23 protein-coding genes, 2 tRNA genes and 1 rRNA gene are annotated in these 20,412 nt (G+C 40.6%); 17 read left to right on the top strand and 9 right to left on the bottom strand.

Annotated features, from left to right (window positions below):
* Positions 1–27: 27 nt before the first annotated feature.
* The 8 genes from rrf (at position 28) to tsaD (ending at position 4,212) form a co-directional block, all read left to right on the top strand.
* Positions 28–143: ribosomal RNA gene (gene rrf / locus GPS65_RS12075) — 5S ribosomal RNA — on the top strand.
* 22 nt (positions 144–165) lie between these two features.
* Positions 166–242 (top strand) — tRNA-Met (locus GPS65_RS12080).
* A 4-nt stretch (positions 243–246) separates the two neighbouring features.
* Positions 247–323 (top strand) — tRNA-Asp (locus GPS65_RS12085).
* Positions 324–599: 276 nt separating this feature from the next.
* Positions 600–1,577: a thiamine-phosphate kinase gene (gene thiL, locus GPS65_RS12090; protein WP_012009069.1), complete on the top strand. Its 978-nt coding sequence runs from the start codon at positions 600–602 to the stop codon at positions 1,575–1,577.
* 22 nt (positions 1,578–1,599) lie between these two features.
* On the top strand, positions 1,600–2,067 hold the full coding sequence (gene tsaE / locus GPS65_RS12095; RefSeq protein WP_012009070.1) for a tRNA (adenosine(37)-N6)-threonylcarbamoyltransferase complex ATPase subunit type 1 TsaE: 468 nt from the start codon (positions 1,600–1,602) through the stop codon (positions 2,065–2,067).
* Positions 2,048–2,737, top strand: a complete 690-nt coding sequence (gene tsaB, locus GPS65_RS12100) for a tRNA (adenosine(37)-N6)-threonylcarbamoyltransferase complex dimerization subunit type 1 TsaB (RefSeq protein ID WP_012009071.1) — start codon at positions 2,048–2,050, stop codon at positions 2,735–2,737. Before tsaE ends, tsaB begins: the two co-directional genes overlap by 20 nt.
* Positions 2,738–2,762: 25 nt before the next feature.
* Positions 2,763–3,191, top strand: coding sequence for a ribosomal protein S18-alanine N-acetyltransferase (rimI, locus tag GPS65_RS12105; RefSeq protein WP_003214231.1), 429 nt, complete (start codon positions 2,763–2,765; stop codon positions 3,189–3,191).
* Positions 3,184–4,212: a tRNA (adenosine(37)-N6)-threonylcarbamoyltransferase complex transferase subunit TsaD gene (gene tsaD / locus GPS65_RS12110; protein ID WP_012009073.1), complete on the top strand. Its 1,029-nt coding sequence runs from the start codon at positions 3,184–3,186 to the stop codon at positions 4,210–4,212. Before rimI ends, tsaD begins: the two co-directional genes overlap by 8 nt.
* Before the next feature lie 271 nt (positions 4,213–4,483).
* Here the strand turns inward: tsaD and GPS65_RS12115 are convergent, their stop codons facing one another.
* Positions 4,484–6,406, bottom strand: coding sequence for an ABC-F family ATP-binding cassette domain-containing protein (locus tag GPS65_RS12115; protein WP_144459957.1), 1,923 nt, complete (start codon positions 6,404–6,406; stop codon positions 4,484–4,486).
* Between the two features lie 139 nt (positions 6,407–6,545).
* Between GPS65_RS12115 and moaC the strand changes: the two genes are divergently transcribed.
* The 4 genes from moaC to tatC are packed head-to-tail and all read left to right on the top strand — an operon-like array spanning position 6,546 to position 8,684.
* Positions 6,546–7,037, top strand: coding sequence for a cyclic pyranopterin monophosphate synthase MoaC (gene moaC / locus GPS65_RS12120; protein WP_144459956.1), 492 nt, complete (start codon positions 6,546–6,548; stop codon positions 7,035–7,037).
* Positions 7,038–7,052: 15 nt separating this feature from the next.
* Positions 7,053–7,706 carry a redox-sensing transcriptional repressor Rex gene (locus tag GPS65_RS12125; protein WP_012009076.1) on the top strand — a complete coding sequence of 218 codons (654 nt, stop codon included), beginning with the start codon at positions 7,053–7,055 and terminating at the stop codon, positions 7,704–7,706.
* Between the two features lie 27 nt (positions 7,707–7,733).
* Positions 7,734–7,913, top strand: coding sequence for a twin-arginine translocase TatA/TatE family subunit (locus GPS65_RS12130; protein ID WP_012009077.1), 180 nt, complete (start codon positions 7,734–7,736; stop codon positions 7,911–7,913).
* A 6-nt stretch (positions 7,914–7,919) separates the two neighbouring features.
* The gene (gene tatC / locus GPS65_RS12135) at positions 7,920–8,684 is read left to right on the top strand and encodes a twin-arginine translocase subunit TatC (RefSeq protein ID WP_238389094.1); all 765 of its coding nucleotides are present in this window, start codon (positions 7,920–7,922) and stop codon (positions 8,682–8,684) included.
* Positions 8,685–8,722: 38 nt separating this feature from the next.
* Here the strand turns inward: tatC and GPS65_RS12140 are convergent, their stop codons facing one another.
* From GPS65_RS12140 to GPS65_RS12150, 3 genes are read right to left on the bottom strand one after another with little or no spacing between them, the layout of a single operon-like run.
* Positions 8,723–9,004: a hypothetical protein gene (locus tag GPS65_RS12140; RefSeq protein WP_238389095.1), complete on the bottom strand. Its 282-nt coding sequence runs from the start codon at positions 9,002–9,004 to the stop codon at positions 8,723–8,725.
* A gap of 57 nt (positions 9,005–9,061) precedes the next feature.
* Entirely contained in the window at positions 9,062–9,256 is a 195-nt protein-coding gene (locus tag GPS65_RS12145; protein ID WP_003213897.1) for a YdiK family protein, read from the bottom strand.
* On the bottom strand, positions 9,253–9,987 hold the full coding sequence (locus GPS65_RS12150) for a CPBP family intramembrane glutamic endopeptidase (RefSeq protein WP_144456895.1): 735 nt from the start codon (positions 9,985–9,987) through the stop codon (positions 9,253–9,255). The genes GPS65_RS12145 and GPS65_RS12150 overlap by 4 nt, the downstream gene beginning before the upstream one ends.
* A 230-nt stretch (positions 9,988–10,217) precedes the next feature.
* On the opposite strand from GPS65_RS12150, the gene groES reads away from it, so the two are divergent.
* The 3 genes from groES (at position 10,218) to GPS65_RS12165 (ending at position 13,149) form a co-directional block, all read left to right on the top strand.
* A complete protein-coding gene (groES, locus tag GPS65_RS12155; RefSeq protein ID WP_003214120.1) occupies positions 10,218–10,502 on the top strand; it encodes a co-chaperone GroES in 285 nt (94 codons plus the stop codon).
* 56 nt (positions 10,503–10,558) lie between these two features.
* Positions 10,559–12,193, top strand: coding sequence for a chaperonin GroEL (gene groL / locus GPS65_RS12160; protein WP_144474380.1), 1,635 nt, complete (start codon positions 10,559–10,561; stop codon positions 12,191–12,193).
* Between the two features lie 539 nt (positions 12,194–12,732).
* Positions 12,733–13,149: a hypothetical protein gene (locus tag GPS65_RS12165; RefSeq protein WP_119124484.1), complete on the top strand. Its 417-nt coding sequence runs from the start codon at positions 12,733–12,735 to the stop codon at positions 13,147–13,149.
* 45 nt (positions 13,150–13,194) lie between these two features.
* On the opposite strand, the gene GPS65_RS12170 is transcribed toward GPS65_RS12165, so the two are convergent.
* Both GPS65_RS12170 and GPS65_RS12175 read right to left on the bottom strand, forming a co-directional pair.
* Positions 13,195–13,662: a hypothetical protein gene (locus tag GPS65_RS12170; protein ID WP_119124485.1), complete on the bottom strand. Its 468-nt coding sequence runs from the start codon at positions 13,660–13,662 to the stop codon at positions 13,195–13,197.
* Between the two features lie 123 nt (positions 13,663–13,785).
* A complete protein-coding gene (locus GPS65_RS12175; RefSeq protein WP_119124486.1) occupies positions 13,786–14,460 on the bottom strand; it encodes a hypothetical protein in 675 nt (224 codons plus the stop codon).
* Positions 14,461–14,670: 210 nt separating this feature from the next.
* Here GPS65_RS12175 and GPS65_RS12180 point away from each other — a divergent pair, with 210 nt between their 5' ends.
* Together GPS65_RS12180 and GPS65_RS12185 are read left to right on the top strand one after the other, a co-directional pair.
* On the top strand, positions 14,671–15,039 hold the full coding sequence (locus GPS65_RS12180; protein ID WP_003213878.1) for a cell wall metabolism protein WalM: 369 nt from the start codon (positions 14,671–14,673) through the stop codon (positions 15,037–15,039).
* Positions 15,040–15,112: 73 nt separating this feature from the next.
* Positions 15,113–16,162 carry a hypothetical protein gene (locus GPS65_RS12185; protein ID WP_119124487.1) on the top strand — a complete coding sequence of 350 codons (1,050 nt, stop codon included), beginning with the start codon at positions 15,113–15,115 and terminating at the stop codon, positions 16,160–16,162.
* 215 nt (positions 16,163–16,377) lie between these two features.
* Here the strand turns inward: GPS65_RS12185 and GPS65_RS12190 are convergent, their stop codons facing one another.
* From GPS65_RS12190 to gabP, 3 genes are all read right to left on the bottom strand, one after another.
* A complete protein-coding gene (locus GPS65_RS12190) occupies positions 16,378–16,752 on the bottom strand; it encodes a carboxymuconolactone decarboxylase family protein (protein WP_012009086.1) in 375 nt (124 codons plus the stop codon).
* A 288-nt stretch (positions 16,753–17,040) separates the two neighbouring features.
* Positions 17,041–18,570, bottom strand: coding sequence for a multicopper oxidase family protein (locus GPS65_RS12195; protein WP_119124488.1), 1,530 nt, complete (start codon positions 18,568–18,570; stop codon positions 17,041–17,043).
* 98 nt (positions 18,571–18,668) lie between these two features.
* Positions 18,669–20,057, bottom strand: coding sequence for a GABA permease (gabP, locus tag GPS65_RS12200; protein WP_119124489.1), 1,389 nt, complete (start codon positions 20,055–20,057; stop codon positions 18,669–18,671).
* Positions 20,058–20,412 lie beyond the last annotated feature (355 nt).

Below are 20,412 nucleotides of genomic sequence, written 5' to 3' on the forward strand. Positions count from 1 at the left end.
TTTTGAGAGAACATTCTCTCCATCAGGTTTGGTGGCGATAGCGAAAAGGTCACACCCGTTCCCATACCGAACACGGAAGTTAAGCTCTTCAGCGCCGATGGTAGTTGGGGGTCTCCCCCTGTGAGAGTAGGACGCCGCCAAGCTTGTTATTTATATTTATATCGTCGCGGGGTGGAGCAGTTCGGTAGCTCGTCGGGCTCATAACCCGAAGGTCGCAGGTTCAAATCCTGCCCCCGCAACCAAATTGGTCCGGTAGTTCAGTTGGTTAGAATGCCTGCCTGTCACGCAGGAGGTCGCGGGTTCGAGTCCCGTCCGGACCGCCATTTTTATGACTTGTAAACGAAAACGTATAGTTTCGTTTTTTTTTATGTCTTTTTCTTTTTATACGTATCCAAGATATATTGAATGGTTTTGTCTTTGGCTACATGTTATGTAAAAAGAAAAGATAGATCACTTCAACCCAGCCTGGTTTTTTCATACCAGGCTTTCTTTATATCATTTTTCATTGGAACTGAAACTCATAGTGGCTTACACTATATTAATGATGTCTGACATCGTGTCTACTCAATCAATTGATTGCATGAAGGGGCTGTCTTTTTATGGATGAATTTGATCTTATTCGCCGAATTACACCAACAGAAACACATCAGCGTTCTTTGGTTATGGGCATCGGTGATGATGCAAGTGTTTATCAACCTCATTCACATTGTGAAGAGGTCGTTTGTGTTGATACAATGGTGGAACATGTTCATTTTCGCTTTGATTTTTCCACACCTTTTGAGATTGGCTTTAAAGCACTAGCGGTCAATGTCAGTGATATCGCCGCAATGGGAGGAACTCCAAAGTATTATCTTGTATCAATTGCTATCCCGCCTCATGGTGATGAGACGGTCGTGTCAGCTCTTTACGAGGGAATGAAAGCATTGGCTGATACTTATCAAATGGATTTGATTGGTGGAGATACGGTTGCCACTCACAGTGACTTTATCATTACAGTGACAGTCATTGGCGAGGTATCAAAAGGGAAAGCTTGTTATCGTCACAGTGCTCAGACAGGAGACATCGTCTTTGTCACAGGTGAGCTTGGTTCATCAGCTGCGGGCTTATCACTTTTAATGAACGAATTAGACTCTCCCAAGGCAGTCGACACAGCCTTTTTTCTTGAGCGTCATAAAAAACCTCAGCCTCACATTGCTGCTGGTCTCATTTGCTCAAGTTACTCAAGGGTCTCCTTGAATGATGTGAGTGATGGATTAGCGAGTGAGCTGAATGAGATAGCCGAAGCGAGTCATGTGACGATAGAGATAGATGCAAATAAGCTCCCCATACATCCAGATTTACCAGTCCTGCGTAAAGACTGGCTGGAATGGGTGTTATTTGGTGGGGAAGACTTTGTATTAACTGGTACAATTCCACAGGCTGATTGGGATAGCTTTGAAATGCAATGTAGAAAAAAAGACATTCAAGTCAAACGCATTGGACAAGTCAAAGGTGATCAGGCAGCAAGCGTTCTATTAAAAGACAATGAACAGCAAACAATGTTAATGAAAAAAGGATATAATCATTTTAAGAAATGAGGTGACACCCACTGTGAAATTAATGTGGACGACAAAAGGTGCGGATGAGACGAAACGAATTGCCGCTGCTTTGGCCAAACTTGTGATGCCGAGCGATGTTTTGACATTAGAAGGGGATTTAGGCGCAGGCAAAACGACTTTTTCAAAAGGCTTTGCAGAAGGCTTAGGGATTACCCGTATCGTCAACAGCCCTACCTTTACGATTATTAAAGAATATACCGATGGCAGACTGCCACTTTATCATATGGATGTGTACCGCATGGAAGATGCGGAAGAAGATATCGGTCTTGAAGAATATTTTGAGGGCGAAGGTGTATGCTTGGTTGAGTGGGCACATCTCATTGGACCTCAATTACCTTCCTCCTATTTGAAAATAGAAATGCTAAGAACAGAACGTGAAGAAGAACGTCATCTTACGTTTAGTGCAAAAGGGGAACGCTATGAGACCCTTTGTAAGGAGATGAAAGAATTTGACCATACTGGCAATTGATACGTCAAACCATACACTAGGAATTGCCCTTGTCAAAGATTCCATAGTGATTGGTGAAAGTATTACGTATTTAAAAAAGAACCATTCCGTCCGAGCGATGCCGACTGTTGAGGCATTGATGAAAGAATGTGGTGTAGCGCCAAGTGAACTAAGTAAAATTGTTGTAGCAAAAGGACCTGGTTCCTACACTGGCGTTCGAATCGGTGTGACCATTGCAAAAACACTCGCATGGACGCTGTCTATCCCGATATCGGCTGTTTCGAGTTTGGAAACACTTGCGGCAAATGGTCAATACTTTGATGGATGGATCTCACCACTATTTGATGCGAGAAGAGGACAAGTTTATACTGGGCTATATATGTTTGAAGATGGAAAAATCCAAGAGATCAAACAAGACCAAAATATCTTGCTCACGGATTGGCTTCATGAGCTGAAAAAGACAGGAAAGCCTGTCCTATTTCTTGGACAGGATGTGCATCTTCATGAAGAGAGCATTCGCTCCATTTTAGGAGAAACGGCTGTGATCGCAGAGGGAGCTTTTCATAACCCAAGACCTTCAATGCTTGCCTTTTTAGGGACAGATCGTCCTGCAGAGGATGTCCATCAGCTTGTACCTAACTATATTCGTATGGCAGAAGCGGAAGTGAAATGGCTTGAAGGACAAAAATAATCTCAACATAACAGAGATTCGAAAAATGACGGTAGCGGACATTCCAGAGGTGTATACGATTGAAGTGCATTCGTTTACTGCCCCTTGGAAAAAAGAATCATTTGTCTATGAGATTCTTCATAACCAGTACAGCCATTATTTTCTCATTGAAGAAGATGAGCAACCTGTTGGGTATTGCGGGGTCTGGATCGTCATGGACGATGCACAAATTACGAACATTGCAATTCTCCCTGAGCATAGAGGAAAGGGTTACGGGGAAGCATTGCTGCGATATGTCATGGAATTTTGTAAAGAAAAAAAGACAGATCATCTTTCTTTAGAGGTGCGGGTTTCAAATACACCTGCACAATCCCTTTATGAAAAGCTTGGTTTCAGACCAGCTTCTATTCGAAAGAATTATTATACGGATAATGGGGAAGATGCATTGGTCATGTGGGTGAATATAAATGAGTGAACAAACAGATCGATTCATATTAGGTATAGAGACAAGCTGTGACGAAACAGCTGCATCTATTGTGAAAAATGGGAAAGAAATTGTAGCGAATGTAGTCGCGTCGCAAATAGAAAGCCATAAACGATTTGGCGGTGTTGTCCCAGAAATCGCTTCAAGGCATCATGTGGAGCAAGTTACTATCGTGTTAGAAGAAGTGATGACACAGGCCAATATGAGCTTTCAAGATTTAGATGCCATTGCTGTCACAGAAGGACCAGGCTTAGTTGGCGCCCTTCTGATTGGTGTCAATGCAGCCAAGGCACTGAGCTTTGCCCATCAAATTCCTCTTGTTGGTGTACATCATATTGCAGGGCATATTTATGCAAATCAACTTGTAGATGAATTACAGTTTCCATGCTTGGCTCTTGTTGTTTCTGGAGGACATACTGAACTTGTACTAATGAAAGAGCACGGATCATTTGAGGTGATCGGAGAAACATTAGATGATGCGGCTGGAGAAGCTTACGATAAAGTGGCCCGGACGATGGGTCTTCCGTATCCAGGCGGACCTCATATTGATCGGTTAGCACATGAAGGAGAGCCAACGATTAAGCTTCCACGAGCATGGCTTGAAGAAGGCTCTTATCACTTTAGCTTTAGTGGATTAAAATCAGCTGTTATTAACACACTACACAATGCCTCTCAAAAAGATGAAATAATTGCTCCAGAGAATTTGGCAGCAAGTTTTCAAGCAAGTGTCATTGAAGTACTTGTTGGAAAAACATTAAAAGCGGCAGAGGCCTATGGCGTCAAGCAGGTTGTCCTAGCTGGTGGCGTCGCTGCCAATAAAGGTCTGAGAGAAGCCTTAACAACAGCATTCACAAAGCTTCCTGACGTAAAGGTCATTGTTCCTCCGTTATCTCTTTGCACAGACAATGCAGCCATGATCGCTGCTGCTGGAACCATTGCGTTTGAGAGAGGAATAAGAGGCGATATGGCGATGAATGGCCAGCCGGGCTTACCACTTGTCTCATATGAATGAAAACGCCTGTGGATACACAGGTTTTTTTCATTTTTAATGAAAGCGATTTATTCACAAGCAATCCGGGTATATCCACAATTGTTAGAAAATTTCGTTATAAAATGATGGGGATGTGCATAAATATGATCTTTTATGTGGATATGTGATTAAATATCTGTGGACAAAGTGGATAAGTCTATTTTTCAAAAGAATAATAAAGAACTTATTGTGGATACTAATGTGGATAAGAAATCTCCACTAAAGGAAAAAAGAGCACCCATTAGGGCGCCCATTAAGATTCGGATAGCTCTTCCCACTCTGCGAAAAGGGATTCGAGCTCTTGATGAAATGTATCATTTTCTATTTGAATGTTTTGGACCTTCTCGTGATCTTGAAAAATAGCAGGATCACATAGAAGCTCTTCATTGTCACCAAGCTTCGCTTCAATGATAGCAATCCGTTCTTCAATTTCCTCGATTCTACGCTGCTTTTGTCTTTCTTTCTTTTTTAGTTCTTTTTCTTCTGCATAAGAAAGCTTTGCTGTTTCAACTGGCTTTGCTGCTTGTTTTTTAAGCGCCTCATTTTCTTGAATCGCCTCAAGCTCTAATTGTTCATCTTTCTTTTCAAGATAGTAGTCATAGTCACCGAGATACTCTCTTGTTTCTGTAGGTGACAGCTCGAATACTTTCGTTGCTAGGCGGTTGATAAAATAACGGTCATGCGAGACAAATAAGATAGTTCCCGGATAATCAATGAGCGCATTTTCTAAAATTTCCTTACTATCTAAGTCCAAATGGTTCGTAGGTTCATCAAGTATCAGGAAATTGGCTTTTTGGAGCATCAGCTTTGCCAGGGCAAGGCGCGCTTTTTCTCCACCGCTTAATGCATGAACGGGCTTTAAGACGTCGTCACCGGAAAAGAGGAAGTTCCCTAAACATGTCCGAATGTCTTTTTCATTCATGTGAGGATAGTCATCCCAAAGCTCATTGAGCACTTTTTTGGAGGATGTCAGTTTGGCTTGTTCTTGGTCATAGTAGCCAATGGTGACATGAGATCCAAAGGTGATGTCGCCTTTTGCAGGCTTTAATGTGTTCGTTAACGTTTTTAAAAGGGTTGATTTCCCGATCCCATTAGGACCAATGAGTGCCACGCTATCCTCGCGTTTGATCTGAAATGAAAGAGAGGATAGAAGCGGTATTTTTTCATCATAACGAATGTCGAGATCATGTACCTTCAGCACGTCATTGCCGCTTTGTCTCGTAATATCAAAATGAAAGTTTGCGGATTTTTCATCACCTAATGGCTTATCTAAACGATCCATCCGTTCCAGCTGTTTGCGTCTGCTCTGGGCGCGCTTTGTGGTCGAGGCTCTTGCTAGATTGCGATCTACGAAATCTTGAAGCTTTGAGATTTCTTCTTGCTGCTTTTCGTAAAGCTTCATATCACGCTCTAGTTGCTCAGCTTTCAGATCAAGATACTTACTATAGTTGCCTGCAAACTTTTTCATAGCCGTTCTTGAAACTTCATATACATGGTTCACCACTTTGTCTAAGAAGTATCGATCATGGGACACGATCAGAATAGCGCCTGTATAATTTTGCAAATACTGCTCCAGCCATGATAAGGTATCAATATCTAAATGGTTGGTCGGCTCGTCCAGAATTAAGAGTTGTGGTTTCATTAATAAGAGCTTTCCAAGCGCTAGACGGGTTTTCTGACCACCACTTAAGGATTGAACGGTTGTCTCATCTTCAAAGTGACTAAAGCCGAGCCCATGAAGAATAGAGCGGACATCTGCTTCGTATTGATAGCCGCCTTGATCTTTAAATTCCTGCTGTAGCCTGTCGTAGGTTTTCATGAGGGAATCCAGCTCGGCACCTGTGGAAGAAGCCATTTTCTCTTCAATGGTTCTCATCTCTTGTTCCATTTTTTTTAAATGATCAAAAACCGATAATAATTCGTCTTTTAACGTACGTGTAGACGTCACATCGGTATGCTGTGCTAAATAGCCGATCGATAGGTCTTTCGGTTTGATGATCTCACCTTGTTCGTAAGACAATTGACCGGCAATGATTTTCAAAAGGGTGGATTTGCCTGCGCCGTTACGACCTACAATGGCAATCCGATCCCTTGCTTTCACTTCCAATTTTATATTCGTTAAAACGGTATCAGCACCAAACGATTTGGACAGCTGATTCACTTGTAGAATCATCATGTAACTTCACCTCTGCTATAATATGTTAAGTGTAGCTTATCAGCAGTAAACCAGCAAATATTACATACAATCGCCATATTCAAATGAAAGACAGATAGGAAAAAATAGTGTATCATTTGAGTGAGGGAGCGTTGAAAAGATGAGGCAATTTAGCCACTTTAACGAACAAGGAAGAGCAAAGATGGTCGACATTAGTGACAAATCATCTACTATGAGAACCGCTGTTGCTGCTTCAAGTGTTCGTATGATAAAAGAAGTGTTTCATAAAATAGAGCAACGTGAAATTGGAAAAGGGGATGTGCTGTCTGTTGCACAGGTTGCTGGCATTATGGCAGCAAAGCAAACATCTACCATTATTCCAATGTGTCATCCGCTTGCATTAAAAGGAGTGGATATCTCCTTTGATTGGGAGGAAGACGGAAATGCGCACATTCTGAACATACAAGTACAGGTGAAAACAAAAGGAAGTACGGGTGTGGAGATGGAAGCGCTCACCTCTGCTTCAGTATGTGCACTGACCGTTTACGACATGTGCAAAGCGATTGATAAAGGCATGATCATCGGTCCTACCTATTTAATTGAAAAGACAGGCGGGAAAAACGGTGATTTTCACAGAGCATCTGATATTTAAGTTGGAGGACCTTATATGAATATAGATCAGTCAAAAATTCCACAAGCGACAGCCAAACGTTTGCCGCTATATTACCGTTTTTTAAAAAATCTGCATGCATCAGGAAAACAAAGGGTCTCATCGGCAGAGCTTAGTGATGCAGTCAAAGTGGATTCTGCTACCATTCGCCGAGATTTTTCGTACTTTGGTGCACTTGGGAAGAAGGGGTATGGCTATAATGTCGATTACCTTTTGACCTTCTTCAGAAAGACACTTGACCAAGATGAAATGACCAATGTCATGCTCATCGGTGTCGGGAATTTAGGGACTGCTTTTTTACACTATAATTTCATCAAAAATAATAATACAAAAATTTCAATGGCTTTTGACGTCAATGAGAGTAAAATAGGTAGTGAGATAGGCGGCGTGCCTGTCTATGATTTGGATAAGCTTGAAGAGCATGTTCAAGAGGTAGGAGATATACCTGTTGCCATTTTGACAGTACCTGCCGTAGCAGCTCAACCCATTACAGATCGTTTGATTGCCCTTGGCATCAAAGGGATCCTTAATTTTACGCCGGCCCGATTGAATGTGCCGGAACACATTCGAATTCATCATATAGATTTGGCGGTTGAACTTCAGTCTCTTGTGTATTTCTTAAAGCATTACTCTATTACACAGGAGGATTGACGAAAAGGGGTAAAGGGGGTGGAGCAAATGGGTCCGATTGGTCCTGGAAGTTTGGTTCTGATTGCGATTGTTGCGCTCATTATTTTTGGGCCGAAAAAGCTTCCTCAATTAGGAAGAGCAGCAGGAGATACATTACGGGAATTCAAAAATGCCACAAAGGGTTTAGCTGATGATCAGGAAGAAAATAAGAAAAAAGAAGATCAGTAGAATAGGATGAGCTTCATGAATGTCAAAGATATGCCGCTTATGGAGCATATTGTGGAACTGCGAAAACGTTTAGTGGTCATTGCGATGTTTTTTGTTGCCTTTATGGTGGCAGGTTTTTTTCTCGCTAAGCCGGTCATTGTATATTTACAAAATACGGATGAAGCGGCAACACTGACGCTGAACGCGTTTAAGCTCACAGATCCTCTGTACGTGTTTATGCAGTTCGCATTTGTCATTGCTTTGGTTTTGACGTGTCCCGTGATTTTGTATCAGCTATGGGCGTTTGTGAGCCCTGGCTTATATGATAAAGAAAGAAAGGTGACACTTGCTTATATTCCGATTGCACTGCTTTTATTTTTAAGCGGTGTGGCTTTCTCTTATTTTATTTTGTTTCCGTTTGTCGTTGATTTTATGATACGGATGTCGAATGATTTAAATGTAGAGCAAGTCATTGGGATTCATGAGTATTTTACATTTCTGATGCAGTTAACACTTCCATTTGGCTTTTTGTTTCAGATGCCCGTTGTGTTGATGTTTCTCACAAGACTTGGCATCATCACACCGATGTTTTTATCAAAAATACGGAAGTATGCCTATTTTGTCCTCCTTGTCATTGCCGCACTGATTACACCGCCAGAGATCGTTTCCCACCTCATGGTTACTTTGCCGATGCTCGTATTGTACGAAGTGAGTATTGTCATTTCGAGAGTGACCTATCGTAAAATGCAGCAAACAGAGACAGAGGAGAAAGAAAATGATGATGTCTCATAAAAAACATCGTGATCCAAATAAGGGTCACGATGTTTTTTCTATTTTGACAGGAATTGATTGATTGCTTGGAATAGATGCTCATAATAGGCGGGTTCATGCGGGACAAAATCTTTTACACAGACTATTTTGCTTTCCTTACGTCGTTCTCCGGCTTTATCAATTTCAAAACCCTCCAGCTTCATGTTGTCAATTTTTCTAGTGAATAGCTGCTGTGCATCCATTAGCTTTGCTCTGTAAAGTCCAGCGACTTCTTCTTTTTGTAATTGAATGTTCATCTGCTCTTCTGGCTCATTTAAGATGTTCAGTTTTTCTTGTTCCATGAAAACGTGTCCCCCCATAAAAAAACCATTTCCCACGTACGGAAAATGGTTTTTGATTTATTTTTGCTGCTGTTTTTTGAGTTTGACAGAGAAGGCAAACATTTTAAGCGCGATATTGATATTATAGGCCGCAAACACCATCAGCAAAATGCTGTAAAATGACCACATGTCACCTGGATTTTGAATGGCCATATAGGTGAAAGCCACACCTACGGCAAAATAAATGATGCCCCATACAACAGGGTTTCTCATGAGAAAAAGCCTCCAATAATCATTTGCATTGTTTGAGATTGTTCTTCAATCATTTTTCTTACTGGCTCAATCTGCACAAGAATGACAAGCGAGTTCATTAGCATATGAGCACCGATTGGAACAATGATTCGTTTTGTTTTCGCATATAAAAAGGCAAAGGTAAAGCCCATTGCGGTATAGAGCAAGATATGTGGGAAATCATTGTGTACAGCAGCGAAAACCACTGAACTGACAAGTGCTCCAATGAAAAAATTCGTTTTTTCATAAACCACACCAAAGATGATTTTTCGAAAAATGATTTCCTCTAATATCGGTCCAATCAGGGCGATGACGATCACAAGCCATGGAACTGCATCCATAATGGATAAGATGTTTTGAGTATTTTCAGATTCTCTGCCAATGCCAAATGCATATTGTTCAATCGCCCCCGCAATTGATTGTGCAAAGAGCGAAAGAAAGAAACCGACAATGATCCAAACGATTGCCGCGCCGACTGAAGCCGGTGCTTCATTTCGAAGTGAAGCTTTTGGCACAGTCCGAAGAATGAGCAGAATAATGATTAATCCGACACAGAAACTAATAATTGTCCATGTACCTGACAATTTAGAGAGCTCTGCTTGTGTCATCGGTGTCTGAATGTAGCCTAACCATTTCATGATGAACACATAAGGAATCGCAGAAAGCTGCACCAATATATACGTTAAGATGATGTACCAATATTGTTTTTTCAAGTAACGAAAACCCCTTTACTAAAAGAACTAGATTTATTGTAACACAAGTCTTCTTTTTCGATGAAAAGGAAAGAATCTGAGTTGAAAAAAGATCATGAAAGCGTAAAAATTTTTAAAGGTTTTTACTTGAAATTGCAGAAGACATTCTTTATTATAATAAATGTGTTAGCACTCACTGGTGATGAGTGCTAAAAAAAGACTACATATAAAAATTGAGGAGGTTGTTTCTTATGTTAAAGCCATTAGGCGATCGCGTAATCATTGAACTCGTTGAATCTGAGGAAAAAACCGCTAGCGGTATTGTGTTACCGGATTCTGCAAAAGAAAAACCGCAAGAAGGTAAAATTGTTGCAGCAGGTTCAGGTCGTGTACTTGAAAGTGGTGAGCGCGTTGCGTTAGAAGTAAACACAGGCGACCGCATTATCTTCTCAAAATATGCAGGCACTGAAGTGAAATATGAAGGCAAAGAATATTTAATCCTTCGTGAGAGCGACATTTTAGCTGTTATTGGTTAATCACATAAAAAAACTTTGAAATAAATTTTTAAAAAGACTGAGGAGGTTTCGTTATTATGGCAAAAGATATTAAGTTCAGTGAAGAAGCACGTCGCGCAATGTTACGTGGTGTAGATGCACTTGCAGATGCTGTAAAAGTCACTTTAGGACCTAAAGGACGTAACGTAGTTCTAGAGAAAAAATTCGGTTCTCCACTTATCACAAATGATGGTGTAACGATTGCAAAAGAAATCGAATTAGAAGATGCATTTGAAAACATGGGTGCAAAACTTGTGGCTGAAGTTGCAAGCAAAACAAACGACGTAGCTGGTGACGGTACAACAACTGCAACAGTTCTAGCTCAAGCGATGATCCGTGAAGGTCTTAAAAACGTAACAGCTGGTGCAAACCCTGTTGGCGTTCGTAAAGGGATCGAAGAAGCAGTAAAAGTAGCTCTTGAAGGCTTGCACGAGATTTCTAAACCAATCGAAGGCAAAGAATCAATTGCTCAAGTTGCGTCTATTTCTGCAGCAGATGAAGAAGTTGGAAGCCTAATTGCTGAAGCAATGGAGCGTGTAGGTAACGACGGCGTGATCACAATCGAAGAATCTAAAGGATTCACAACTGAGCTTGAAGTGGTTGAAGGAATGCAGTTTGACCGCGGATATGCTTCACCATACATGGTGACGGATTCTGATAAGATGGAAGCAGTTCTTGAAAATCCTTACATCTTAATCACTGATAAAAAGATCACAAACATTCAAGAAATCCTTCCAGTACTTGAGCAAGTTGTACAACAAGGAAAACCATTATTGCTCATTGCTGAAGATGTAGAAGGCGAAGCACTTGCAACTCTTGTTGTGAACAAACTTCGTGGAACATTCAACGCAGTGGCAGTAAAAGCACCTGGATTCGGTGATCGTCGTAAAGCTATGCTTGAGGACATCTCTGTTCTAACTGGCGGAGAGTTAATCACAGAAGACCTAGGACTTGACCTAAAATCAACTGAAATCGGTCAGCTTGGCCGCGCTTCTAAAGTCGTTGTGACAAAAGAAAACACAACAATCGTAGAAGGCTCAGGAGATTCTGCTCAAATCGCAGCACGTGTGAACCAAATCCGTGCGCAAGTTGAAGAAACAACTTCTGAATTCGATAAAGAAAAATTACAAGAACGTCTTGCTAAACTAGCTGGTGGCGTCGCTGTCATCAAAGTTGGTGCTGCAACTGAAACAGAACTAAAAGAGCGTAAACTACGCATCGAGGATGCACTCAACTCAACTCGTGCAGCAGTTGAAGAAGGTATTGTATCCGGTGGTGGTACAGCACTTGTAAATGTATACAAAAAAGTCACTTCAATCGAAGCAGATGGAGACGTTCAAACAGGTGTGAACATCGTTCTACGTTCTCTTGAAGAGCCAATTCGTCAAATCGCTCACAACGCAGGTCTTGAAGGATCAGTCATCGTTGAGCGCTTGAAAAACGAAGAAATTGGCGTAGGCTTCAACGCAGCAACAAACGAATGGGTAAACATGATCGAAAAAGGAATCGTTGACCCAACAAAAGTAACTCGCTCTGCACTTCAAAACGCAGCTTCTGTTGCAGCAATGCTTCTAACAACTGAAGCAGTCGTTGCTGACAAACCAGAAGAAGGCGGCTCAGGCGGCGGAATGCCAGATATGGGCGGCATGGGTGGAATGGGTGGAATGATGTAACACCCGCAAAAACCCCTTGAAATATAGGGGTTTTTGTTTTGTCTTCATCTAGTCAGAAATAATAATGAATTGAAACCTTCGCCGCTTCTCAATCGTTTACATAAGAGACAGTGATTTTAAAATTTTTATCTAAAATGAAGAAATGAGATGATTTTAAAAAGAAAAGCGGTGATCACATGGGCTTTACTACTTGGGTAGCGATTATTGTTGCATTGGCCGTCGTATTTGGATTGTTTGGATCGAAAAAGCGTGATAAATAAAGAAAGAGTGAAATTCCACTTCCGAATAGGGAGTGGGATTTTTATTGCTATGTGTAATACGTTTGAAGAGAAAGATGAACAATCATGCTGTAAACATTTGAAAGTTACATAGAAAGCACTCTTATGATCAAGAGTGCTTTTTTATTTGAGAGATATAAGATACCTTGGCTTATAATGTCACATTTTCTTTAAAATTACATAAAAAAATCCACTATTTCCATAAAAAATCAGATCAATTCCTTATAATAAAAGTATCTGAGAAATGGGGAGTGAGTCGAGATGGACCAAAACTTGCTGCAAATGAATCAAGTGAGATCAGAGGATGAATTAGCGGTTGTGAATATATCTTCTACAGAAATTGGGGCGCTGTCAAAGGAAGCGGCTGAGCGGATTTTACAAGCGAAGGATACGGATTATATTCATCAAATCATGTATGTTCCGATTGAAAAGAAAGCAGATTTGCATTGGCTGATTCAACGTATTGGACAGGCGTTAGAAGTTGAGGATAACGATATCGTTGCGCTTGAATTGGCTGATTTGCTCTATTTCTTTGTCATTCCATTTTATAAGGAGTATATTTTGAGGGAACGTCATTTGTATGAGTGTATAGATGATTTGTTGGCACGATTAGCATCATGGGCTCACTCAGATATTCACACACTGGTCGATGCGATGAGAGACGATTTGTTTGTATAAACTTGAAAAAAGCTTGTAGAGTGATCCTCTACAAGCTTTTCTAAATTATTGGGCTCTTTCCCAAGTGATCTTTGTTTCATTTGTTTTTTTCGTTCCCTTTGCCAGCACTTTGCCGTTTTCTTGTTTCACGGTGATGTTTAGGCCGTAAAAAGAATACAGGGCGCCAAGACTGTCATTTTCGGGTTTATGAAGATTGTTTTCTTTTTCAGTTGAAGCTCCAATGGCAAGCGTTTTGGCAAAGTTTAAACCGATGACTTCAGCGTAATCACTATTGGTATCAGAAGAAACTGTTACGTTTAAAGAAATAATTTTTTTCTTTTGATCAACGGTGATGTCCGTGTCTTTTATAAGTTTAGACTGCTCCATGACTTCTTTCGTTTCTTTTTGAATGCGTTCATTGATCGTTGGAAGTGCCTTCGTTTCTGTTTTTTGTTCGTTTGTTGTATTTGAGCAAGCTGCTAGTATGAAGAGGCTTGCAACTAGGCTCATGAAAACAAGTAGACTTTTTTTCACGTTCGTTCTCCTTTTTTCTCGCAGTATGTATGTTTATGTTACCACGAATCCTTGATTTGATTAAAAGAGAAGTGTTGATAAGCTGTGAACAATAAAAAGCACCCTCTATCGGGCGCTTTTTTCTTATTGTGCTGAAAGGCTTGTACTTAATGGAACAGAAGAAATGACAGTGAATTTTGGAGCCGCAGCACCAGACTCTAAATTCTTACGTAAAAGCGATGATTTGATGGATCCATCCCAATTTTTATAGACACTACCTGAAGTATTCGCACGAAGCTGTACATTTGAGAAGCTTGCTTGTGAGTAGCTGTTTGTTCCATTATCTTGTACGCCATGTACCATTTTGACGACATCGAGGTTTTTCAAACGGCTAGGCTTGTAAATAGGCTGTTTATAGCGCAATGTCCCATTGACGTATAGTGACACTGTGCCATCACCATTATTGATGAGCTTTAAATTGACACGTGCGCCATCTTTAATGCTCTTATCGTATTTACTGTTCCAGTATTGACTGCCGCCTTGTGAGCCGCTACCTAGAAAGACCTTATAGCCAGAAGGCGTTTTTGAAATACCACTTTCTATAACGGCAGAGCCGAGACCGAGATACCAGTCCGCATAGCCATTTTTAATGGTAGCTGTTTTCGGCAAGACAATATCAGTCGAGATACCCGACCATTTGGCCTCATCCGTTTGTGTCACAATCGCGCCGTGACGAGGGCTAGCTGCAGATGCGGGGATACTTGATAGCATCAAAACGAAGGTCAAACTTACACTCAAAACAATAAACCATTTTTTCATGAAAATTCCTCCTTAAAGTTGATTCACTTTCATTATATAAAATGAAAGATGGTGGTCTACTTACAATGTTCTGGCTTCTTTTGGAAGTATTTATAAAAAAAATCGGTCAAAAAGTGGTCAACTTGTATTCGAATTGTAATGTGTCTGTAAAATAACTGGGTGCATCTTCATGTATAATGAATGCAGAAACCAAATACGGAGGATTTTTTAATGAATAAAAAGCTTATCGCGACAATCGTAACAGTAGCTAGTTTATTTTTGGCGTTTAGTTTCTCACATGGAGCAAGTGCAAAAAAAGTAAGCGGCAATATTACTTGGTATAATGGTGTCGGTAAAAAAGGCGCAGATGGAAAAAAACTCGGTCATTGGGATGCAGCAACTAAAATGGGATTTGACGTACCGAAAAAAGGTACAAAACTAAGAGTGACAACAAAAGCGAAACCACATAAAGTGATTACAGTATATAAATATGATGTAGGTAGAATGCCAAACGCTGTATTAGATGTCAGCCCAAAAGCATTCAAAGCACTAGGGTATAAAACAAGTAAAGGTGTCGTAAAAGGGCATTACACTTATTAATACATAGGCATGCAAAGAAGCGGGAAAAGTTCATTTTCTGGCTTCTTTTCTTGTAGAGAGGGTCTGAAAGGCAATGAAAAAATCAACATGGTGGATCATCACAGTCATCGGAGTCGCAGTGATTGCGGCCGTCATCTTCTTTTTAATGAAGCCGGGGCAAGAGGCGAAGCATGCGGGAAAAGTGAAAACAAATCAGGATGCAAAAGACGAATTACTCGTTTCATTTACAGATCAACAGTTAAACAATACGTATTATCTGCATGATCGGGCGCTTCATACAGAGAAACTGACCGCCTATCCTTCGATTGCTTATGATTCTACGAAACAGCTTTTATATTACACGTACACGGATGAAGACACGCAAAAAGTGAGTATTCGAGAACTGAATGTAAAAAAAGATGAAGAAAAAACGCTTTTTACGAGTCATGATTCCATCGACAGTATGAGGCTGTCTGGAGACGGGAAACAGTTATATCTTAGATATAATAAGGATTCCGGGGAACAATTTTATGTCGCTATGTTTGATGTGAACACACGCAAAGTGAAGGTATTGTATCCAGAGAAAAGTAAGGATGACACGGTAAGTTCTTTTGCTTATGATCCGGCGTCAAATCATTTGGCAATCCAGCATTATTCCTTAAAAGAAGATTACAAGAAAACCGATGAAGCGAATGAAAAGGGAAGAGACCCTGAACCAACGACCATGAAGATCACCCTTCAGACAGGCGCGAAGGGAAAGCAAATTGCACGCATCTCACAAACGATCAATGATATTTCATTTTCACCAGATCATAAGACATTGATTTATACAGAAGTGAAGGTGCGAAAAGAAAAAGAAGTATCCACTATAAAAATGCTTGATGTAGAAACGGGAAAAACGACGACACTCGTTAAGAATAGTAAGGATGTGCATATTTTAAGTGCCGCACAGCCGCAATTTTCTACGGATGGATCTTCTGTTTATTTCTTAGGTGTTGCTAAAAACGCAAAAGAATTAAAGGATGACACCGGTCGAAAAGCAAAGGTAAGAACAATATTTGAATACAATATTAAGAAGAAAACAGTGGATGCCGCTTGGGAGAAAGATGGCGGGATTGTTAATAATTTCACTGTCAATCGGTAAAAGGTACGTTCAGTTATTGATATAACTGGACGTTTTTTTATTTTACCGTTTGACATGGTGCATAAATTGAGGAATTTATGTAAGGAAAATCAGTTTTTAAGGTGGAAAATGTGTGGTATTTTCATATTTTGCTTATGTGACAGAGGAAAAGAAAGAGAGTAATATGAGTGGACATAAAAAAACGAGAGGACAGAAAGCTTCTCGTTTTCACTGATTTATTTGGTGTTATGGTCTAATAAGTTTTGAAAAATAAACAGGGCATTAATGGAGTGCGGGAATCCAGCAACTTTTGTACAGTGCTTGATAATCTCCATGATCTCTATGACAGAAAGTCCGATATGTAATGCTTGTTCAAAATGAGTCTTTAATTCTTCATCACTATCGCCTTTTGTAATGAGGGCAGATAATGTGATGATGGCCTTTTGTTTTTCATCTAAAATGAAGTGGTTGAATTCTTTTTGTTCACCGAGTTCAATTGTTAGCTGTTCAATATTTGACCGAATGCTCTCGTTTTTCTGAATTGAAAGCTCCTCTATGTTACCTGCCGTTGTTTCTTGTGTGATCTGGCAAGTCTCTTTTTCTTCATTCAAATTGAACTCCTCCGTTTTTTATCGCAATTTTCCATTTGTTCGTTCATTGTGGCAAATGTGCCTTATGTTAGATGCAATAGGTATATAGTAGTATTATCGGTTTGCTGCGTCAATTTTTTAAGTGTTGAATGTACAAATAAATGTCATTTTAAGTCATGCATTGTTATATTTTAGAATGATTCAATGAAAAGGAAGGAAAGGGCTAATATATCGCTGTCTGTTAGCCCTTTGACATGATTTACTCAATACATATTTTTACGTATGTCACTGGGGATCGGTTTCATGTGACTAAATAATATCCATCGGCCTCATCATGTCATAATCCTCGTGCTCTAATATATGACAATGCCACACGTACCTGCCGCTGTATGGAACAAAGCGAGCAATGATTCGAATGACTTCACCGGCATGCGCTTGAATGGTGTCCTTGTAGCCTTGTTCATGTAAAGGAGGGGCTTCGTTCGGTCCTGTATACACAATGTCCCCTGTCGATTGATAGACCTCTGTATCAAATGGTCTTCTGTCTATCACCCTAAATTGAACAAGATGTAAATGAATGGGATGTGTGCCCCTTGTTGGATTGACGATGGACCAAACCTCTACACTGCCAAGCCGAGGATTTTCCGTGACAGGGTCATTCCAAAAATGGTTATCAAGCAATAAAATAGGGCGGCCATATTTATCTTGTGTACCGGTAAGAGTGAGCGTACGCTCTTTATCAGCGCGACTAGGCCGAAGTGGTGGAAGCGGTTTGAAAATAGGCCGTAATGTTTTAGGTGCTCTCCCTTTTAGCGGTCGAGTGACTTTAAATTGCATGATGTTGGCATCTGTTTCGGGATTTACTTCCTGTCCGCAGCCGGCTTTATTTTTAAGGGTGATCGTTTTGTTTTCGTAAGCTGAAAAATCAATGATGACATCAAATCGTTCAGCAGGAGCAATGGTAAAGGATTGATGGTGAACAGGTCTTGGTAAAAAGCCGCCATCAGATCCAATTTGCAAAATCGTCGCATCATTGTCTAGATGCAGCTCGTAAGTTCTTGTATTAGACGCATTTAAAATACGAAAACGGTATTTTCGTGGCTCCACTTCTAAATATGGCCATACTTTTCCATTGACCAAAATGGTTTCTCCGCAAAAGAAAGGCACGATAGACGGATCTGGTAGATCACTGTCTTCTGGCGTGTTGTTTGGTCTGCTTGGATAAAACAGCGCGCCATCCTCTTGAAACGTACGGTCCATGATCATTAGCGGAATATCATACTCATCCTTCGGTAATTCTAGCGATTTTTCAAACGCATCTGAGATCAAATAAAATCCAGCTAATCCGGCGTACACATTTAATCGTGTCAATGCCATCGCATGATCGTGATACCACAATGTGCAGGCTTGCTGATGATTTGGGTATTCGTACACTTCCCGTTCAAAGAAGGGGCCGGTTGCTTCAAAGTCTCGTGAAAACCAAGCCTCTGGATAGCCGTCACTGCTTGCTGGTGTGACGCCGCCATGTAAATGAACGACGGTCTTGACTTCTGGTTCATCATGATGGCCTTCGTGAATCGTGTGATCGACCGGTAGAAAATGTTTAAGTGGCAATTTGTTCATCCATTTTACTTTGACTTTTTCATTTCGATTCGCATGAATGGTTGGACCAGGCAAACTGCCATTATAGGTCCATAGCTTGGTTGGGGGCAGGTCTCTATGAACTTTTAGAAATACTTCCTCCATAGCGATTTCATAATACGTTTGTCGTGGGTTCTTTTTGACGGGCTCCGCAACTTCTGGAATTGGCAGCTCGTCAACAAATTTTTCTAGGTTCATGTTGTCTAATCCTCACTTAAAAATTCAATTTGATACAGTATAAGTGCGGACATGAAAATAGGTGAATAAAATAAAAAACCCGCTTTTCAGCGGGAGCATTATGGATGCTTATTTTCAAGCGTTGCATTTGCAGGTGTTTTTTTATTTGGTTTAAAGATGAAATAAGCGGCAAGCACACTGAAGGTAATGATACTCGTCAAAATGAGCTGAGGTCTCATTGATTCGATAAACAGCATCGATATCAAGATGGCGCAAATAACCAAAATGGTAAAGTACGTGAGATATGGGAACAGCCACATTTTGATTTTGAGCTGTTCTGGATTTTCTTTTTCGATTTTACGACGCATTCTTAATTGTGACACAGCAATGACCAAGTAGACAAGAAGGGCAATTGCACCGGATGCATTGACTAAGAACAAAAAGATGGTTTCAGGATAAAAGTAGTTCATCATGACGGCAATGTAAGAAAAGAAGGTGCCAGCGACTGTAGCGGCTACAGGAACGCCACGTTTGCTGATTTTCATAAAGCGTTTCGGTGCTTCGCCTCTTTCTGCCAGTGAATAAAGCATTCTGGACGTTGTGTACAATCCGGAGTTTAAGCAAGATAGAACGGCTGTTAAAACAATGACGTTCATGACTTGAGCTGCTGATGGGACGCCGATGTATTCTAATACCGCAACGAACGGACTTGTTAAAATACTCGCTGAATTCCACGGAAGCAAGGTCACAACGACAGCGATGGAACCGACATAAAACACGATGATACGCCATACAACAGAGCGGGTAGCTGTTGTCACAGACTTGACCGGGTCTGCTGATTCTCCGGCCGCTATTGCCACAATCTCGGTTCCCATGAAGGAAAAGATGACGACGACAATCCCGAGTAAAACAGAGCTGAATCCATTTGGAAGGAAACCACCGTTCCCTGTTAAATTGGCAAGACCTACAGTATGATGACCACCAAAACCAAAGATAAATGCAAAACCGATGAGTAGGAATAGAATGATGCTGACGACTTTGATTAATGAGAACCAATATTCAAATTCGCCAAAAGATTTAACAGAAAAGATATTTGTTAATGTTAAGAGGATAGTGAGGATAAGACTTGTGAGCCAAACAGGTGCATCTCCATACCAATACTGAATAATGGCAGCACCGGCAATGGCTTCGATGGCGATGACAATCACCCAGAAGAACCAATAAAGCCAGCCAATTGTAAAACCGGCCCATGGACCGATGGCATCGCTCGCATATTGTGAGAAGGAACCGCTTGTCGGATAGGCACATGCCATTTCTCCAAGCATTCTCATAATAAAGATTACGAGAAGTCCGGCAAAAGAATAGGAAAGAATGGATCCAGGCCCTGCAGAATGAATGACAGCGCCGCTACCAACAAATAGCCCTGCGCCAATAACTCCGGCAATGGAGATCATGGAAATATGTCTTGTTTTAAGATTTTTTTGAAGACCGTTTGTGATGTTGGACATGTCTTTACCTCCAAACATTTCTCTTGATAGAGAATTTGTTTTTAGAATATTTTAAATTTTATCATACTGAATTGTCATTCAGCATTGGACAGGTTATCAAACTGACATTTCAAACCTCTTAACATGATGTTAAAAAGTATAAAGGATTTGAGAGATTATGTTCCCTCTTTTTCCTCTGTTCATTCTTAAAAATAGCATAAGATCGGATGAAGAGAAGTTGTGTCTTAAAATAAAATTATTCTGAAATTTTACTAGTAAGAGTGAACTTGCCCATATGATCCTCACAGAGTGAATGAGGAAAAGGTTGATGGGAGTAGGTCTTGAGGTCAATTGACCTTGTAAAAATAAGTTTACT

It is taken from the genome of Bacillus pumilus (genome assembly GCF_009937765.1).
Lineage (GTDB): Bacteria > Bacillota > Bacilli > Bacillales > Bacillaceae > Bacillus > Bacillus pumilus_O.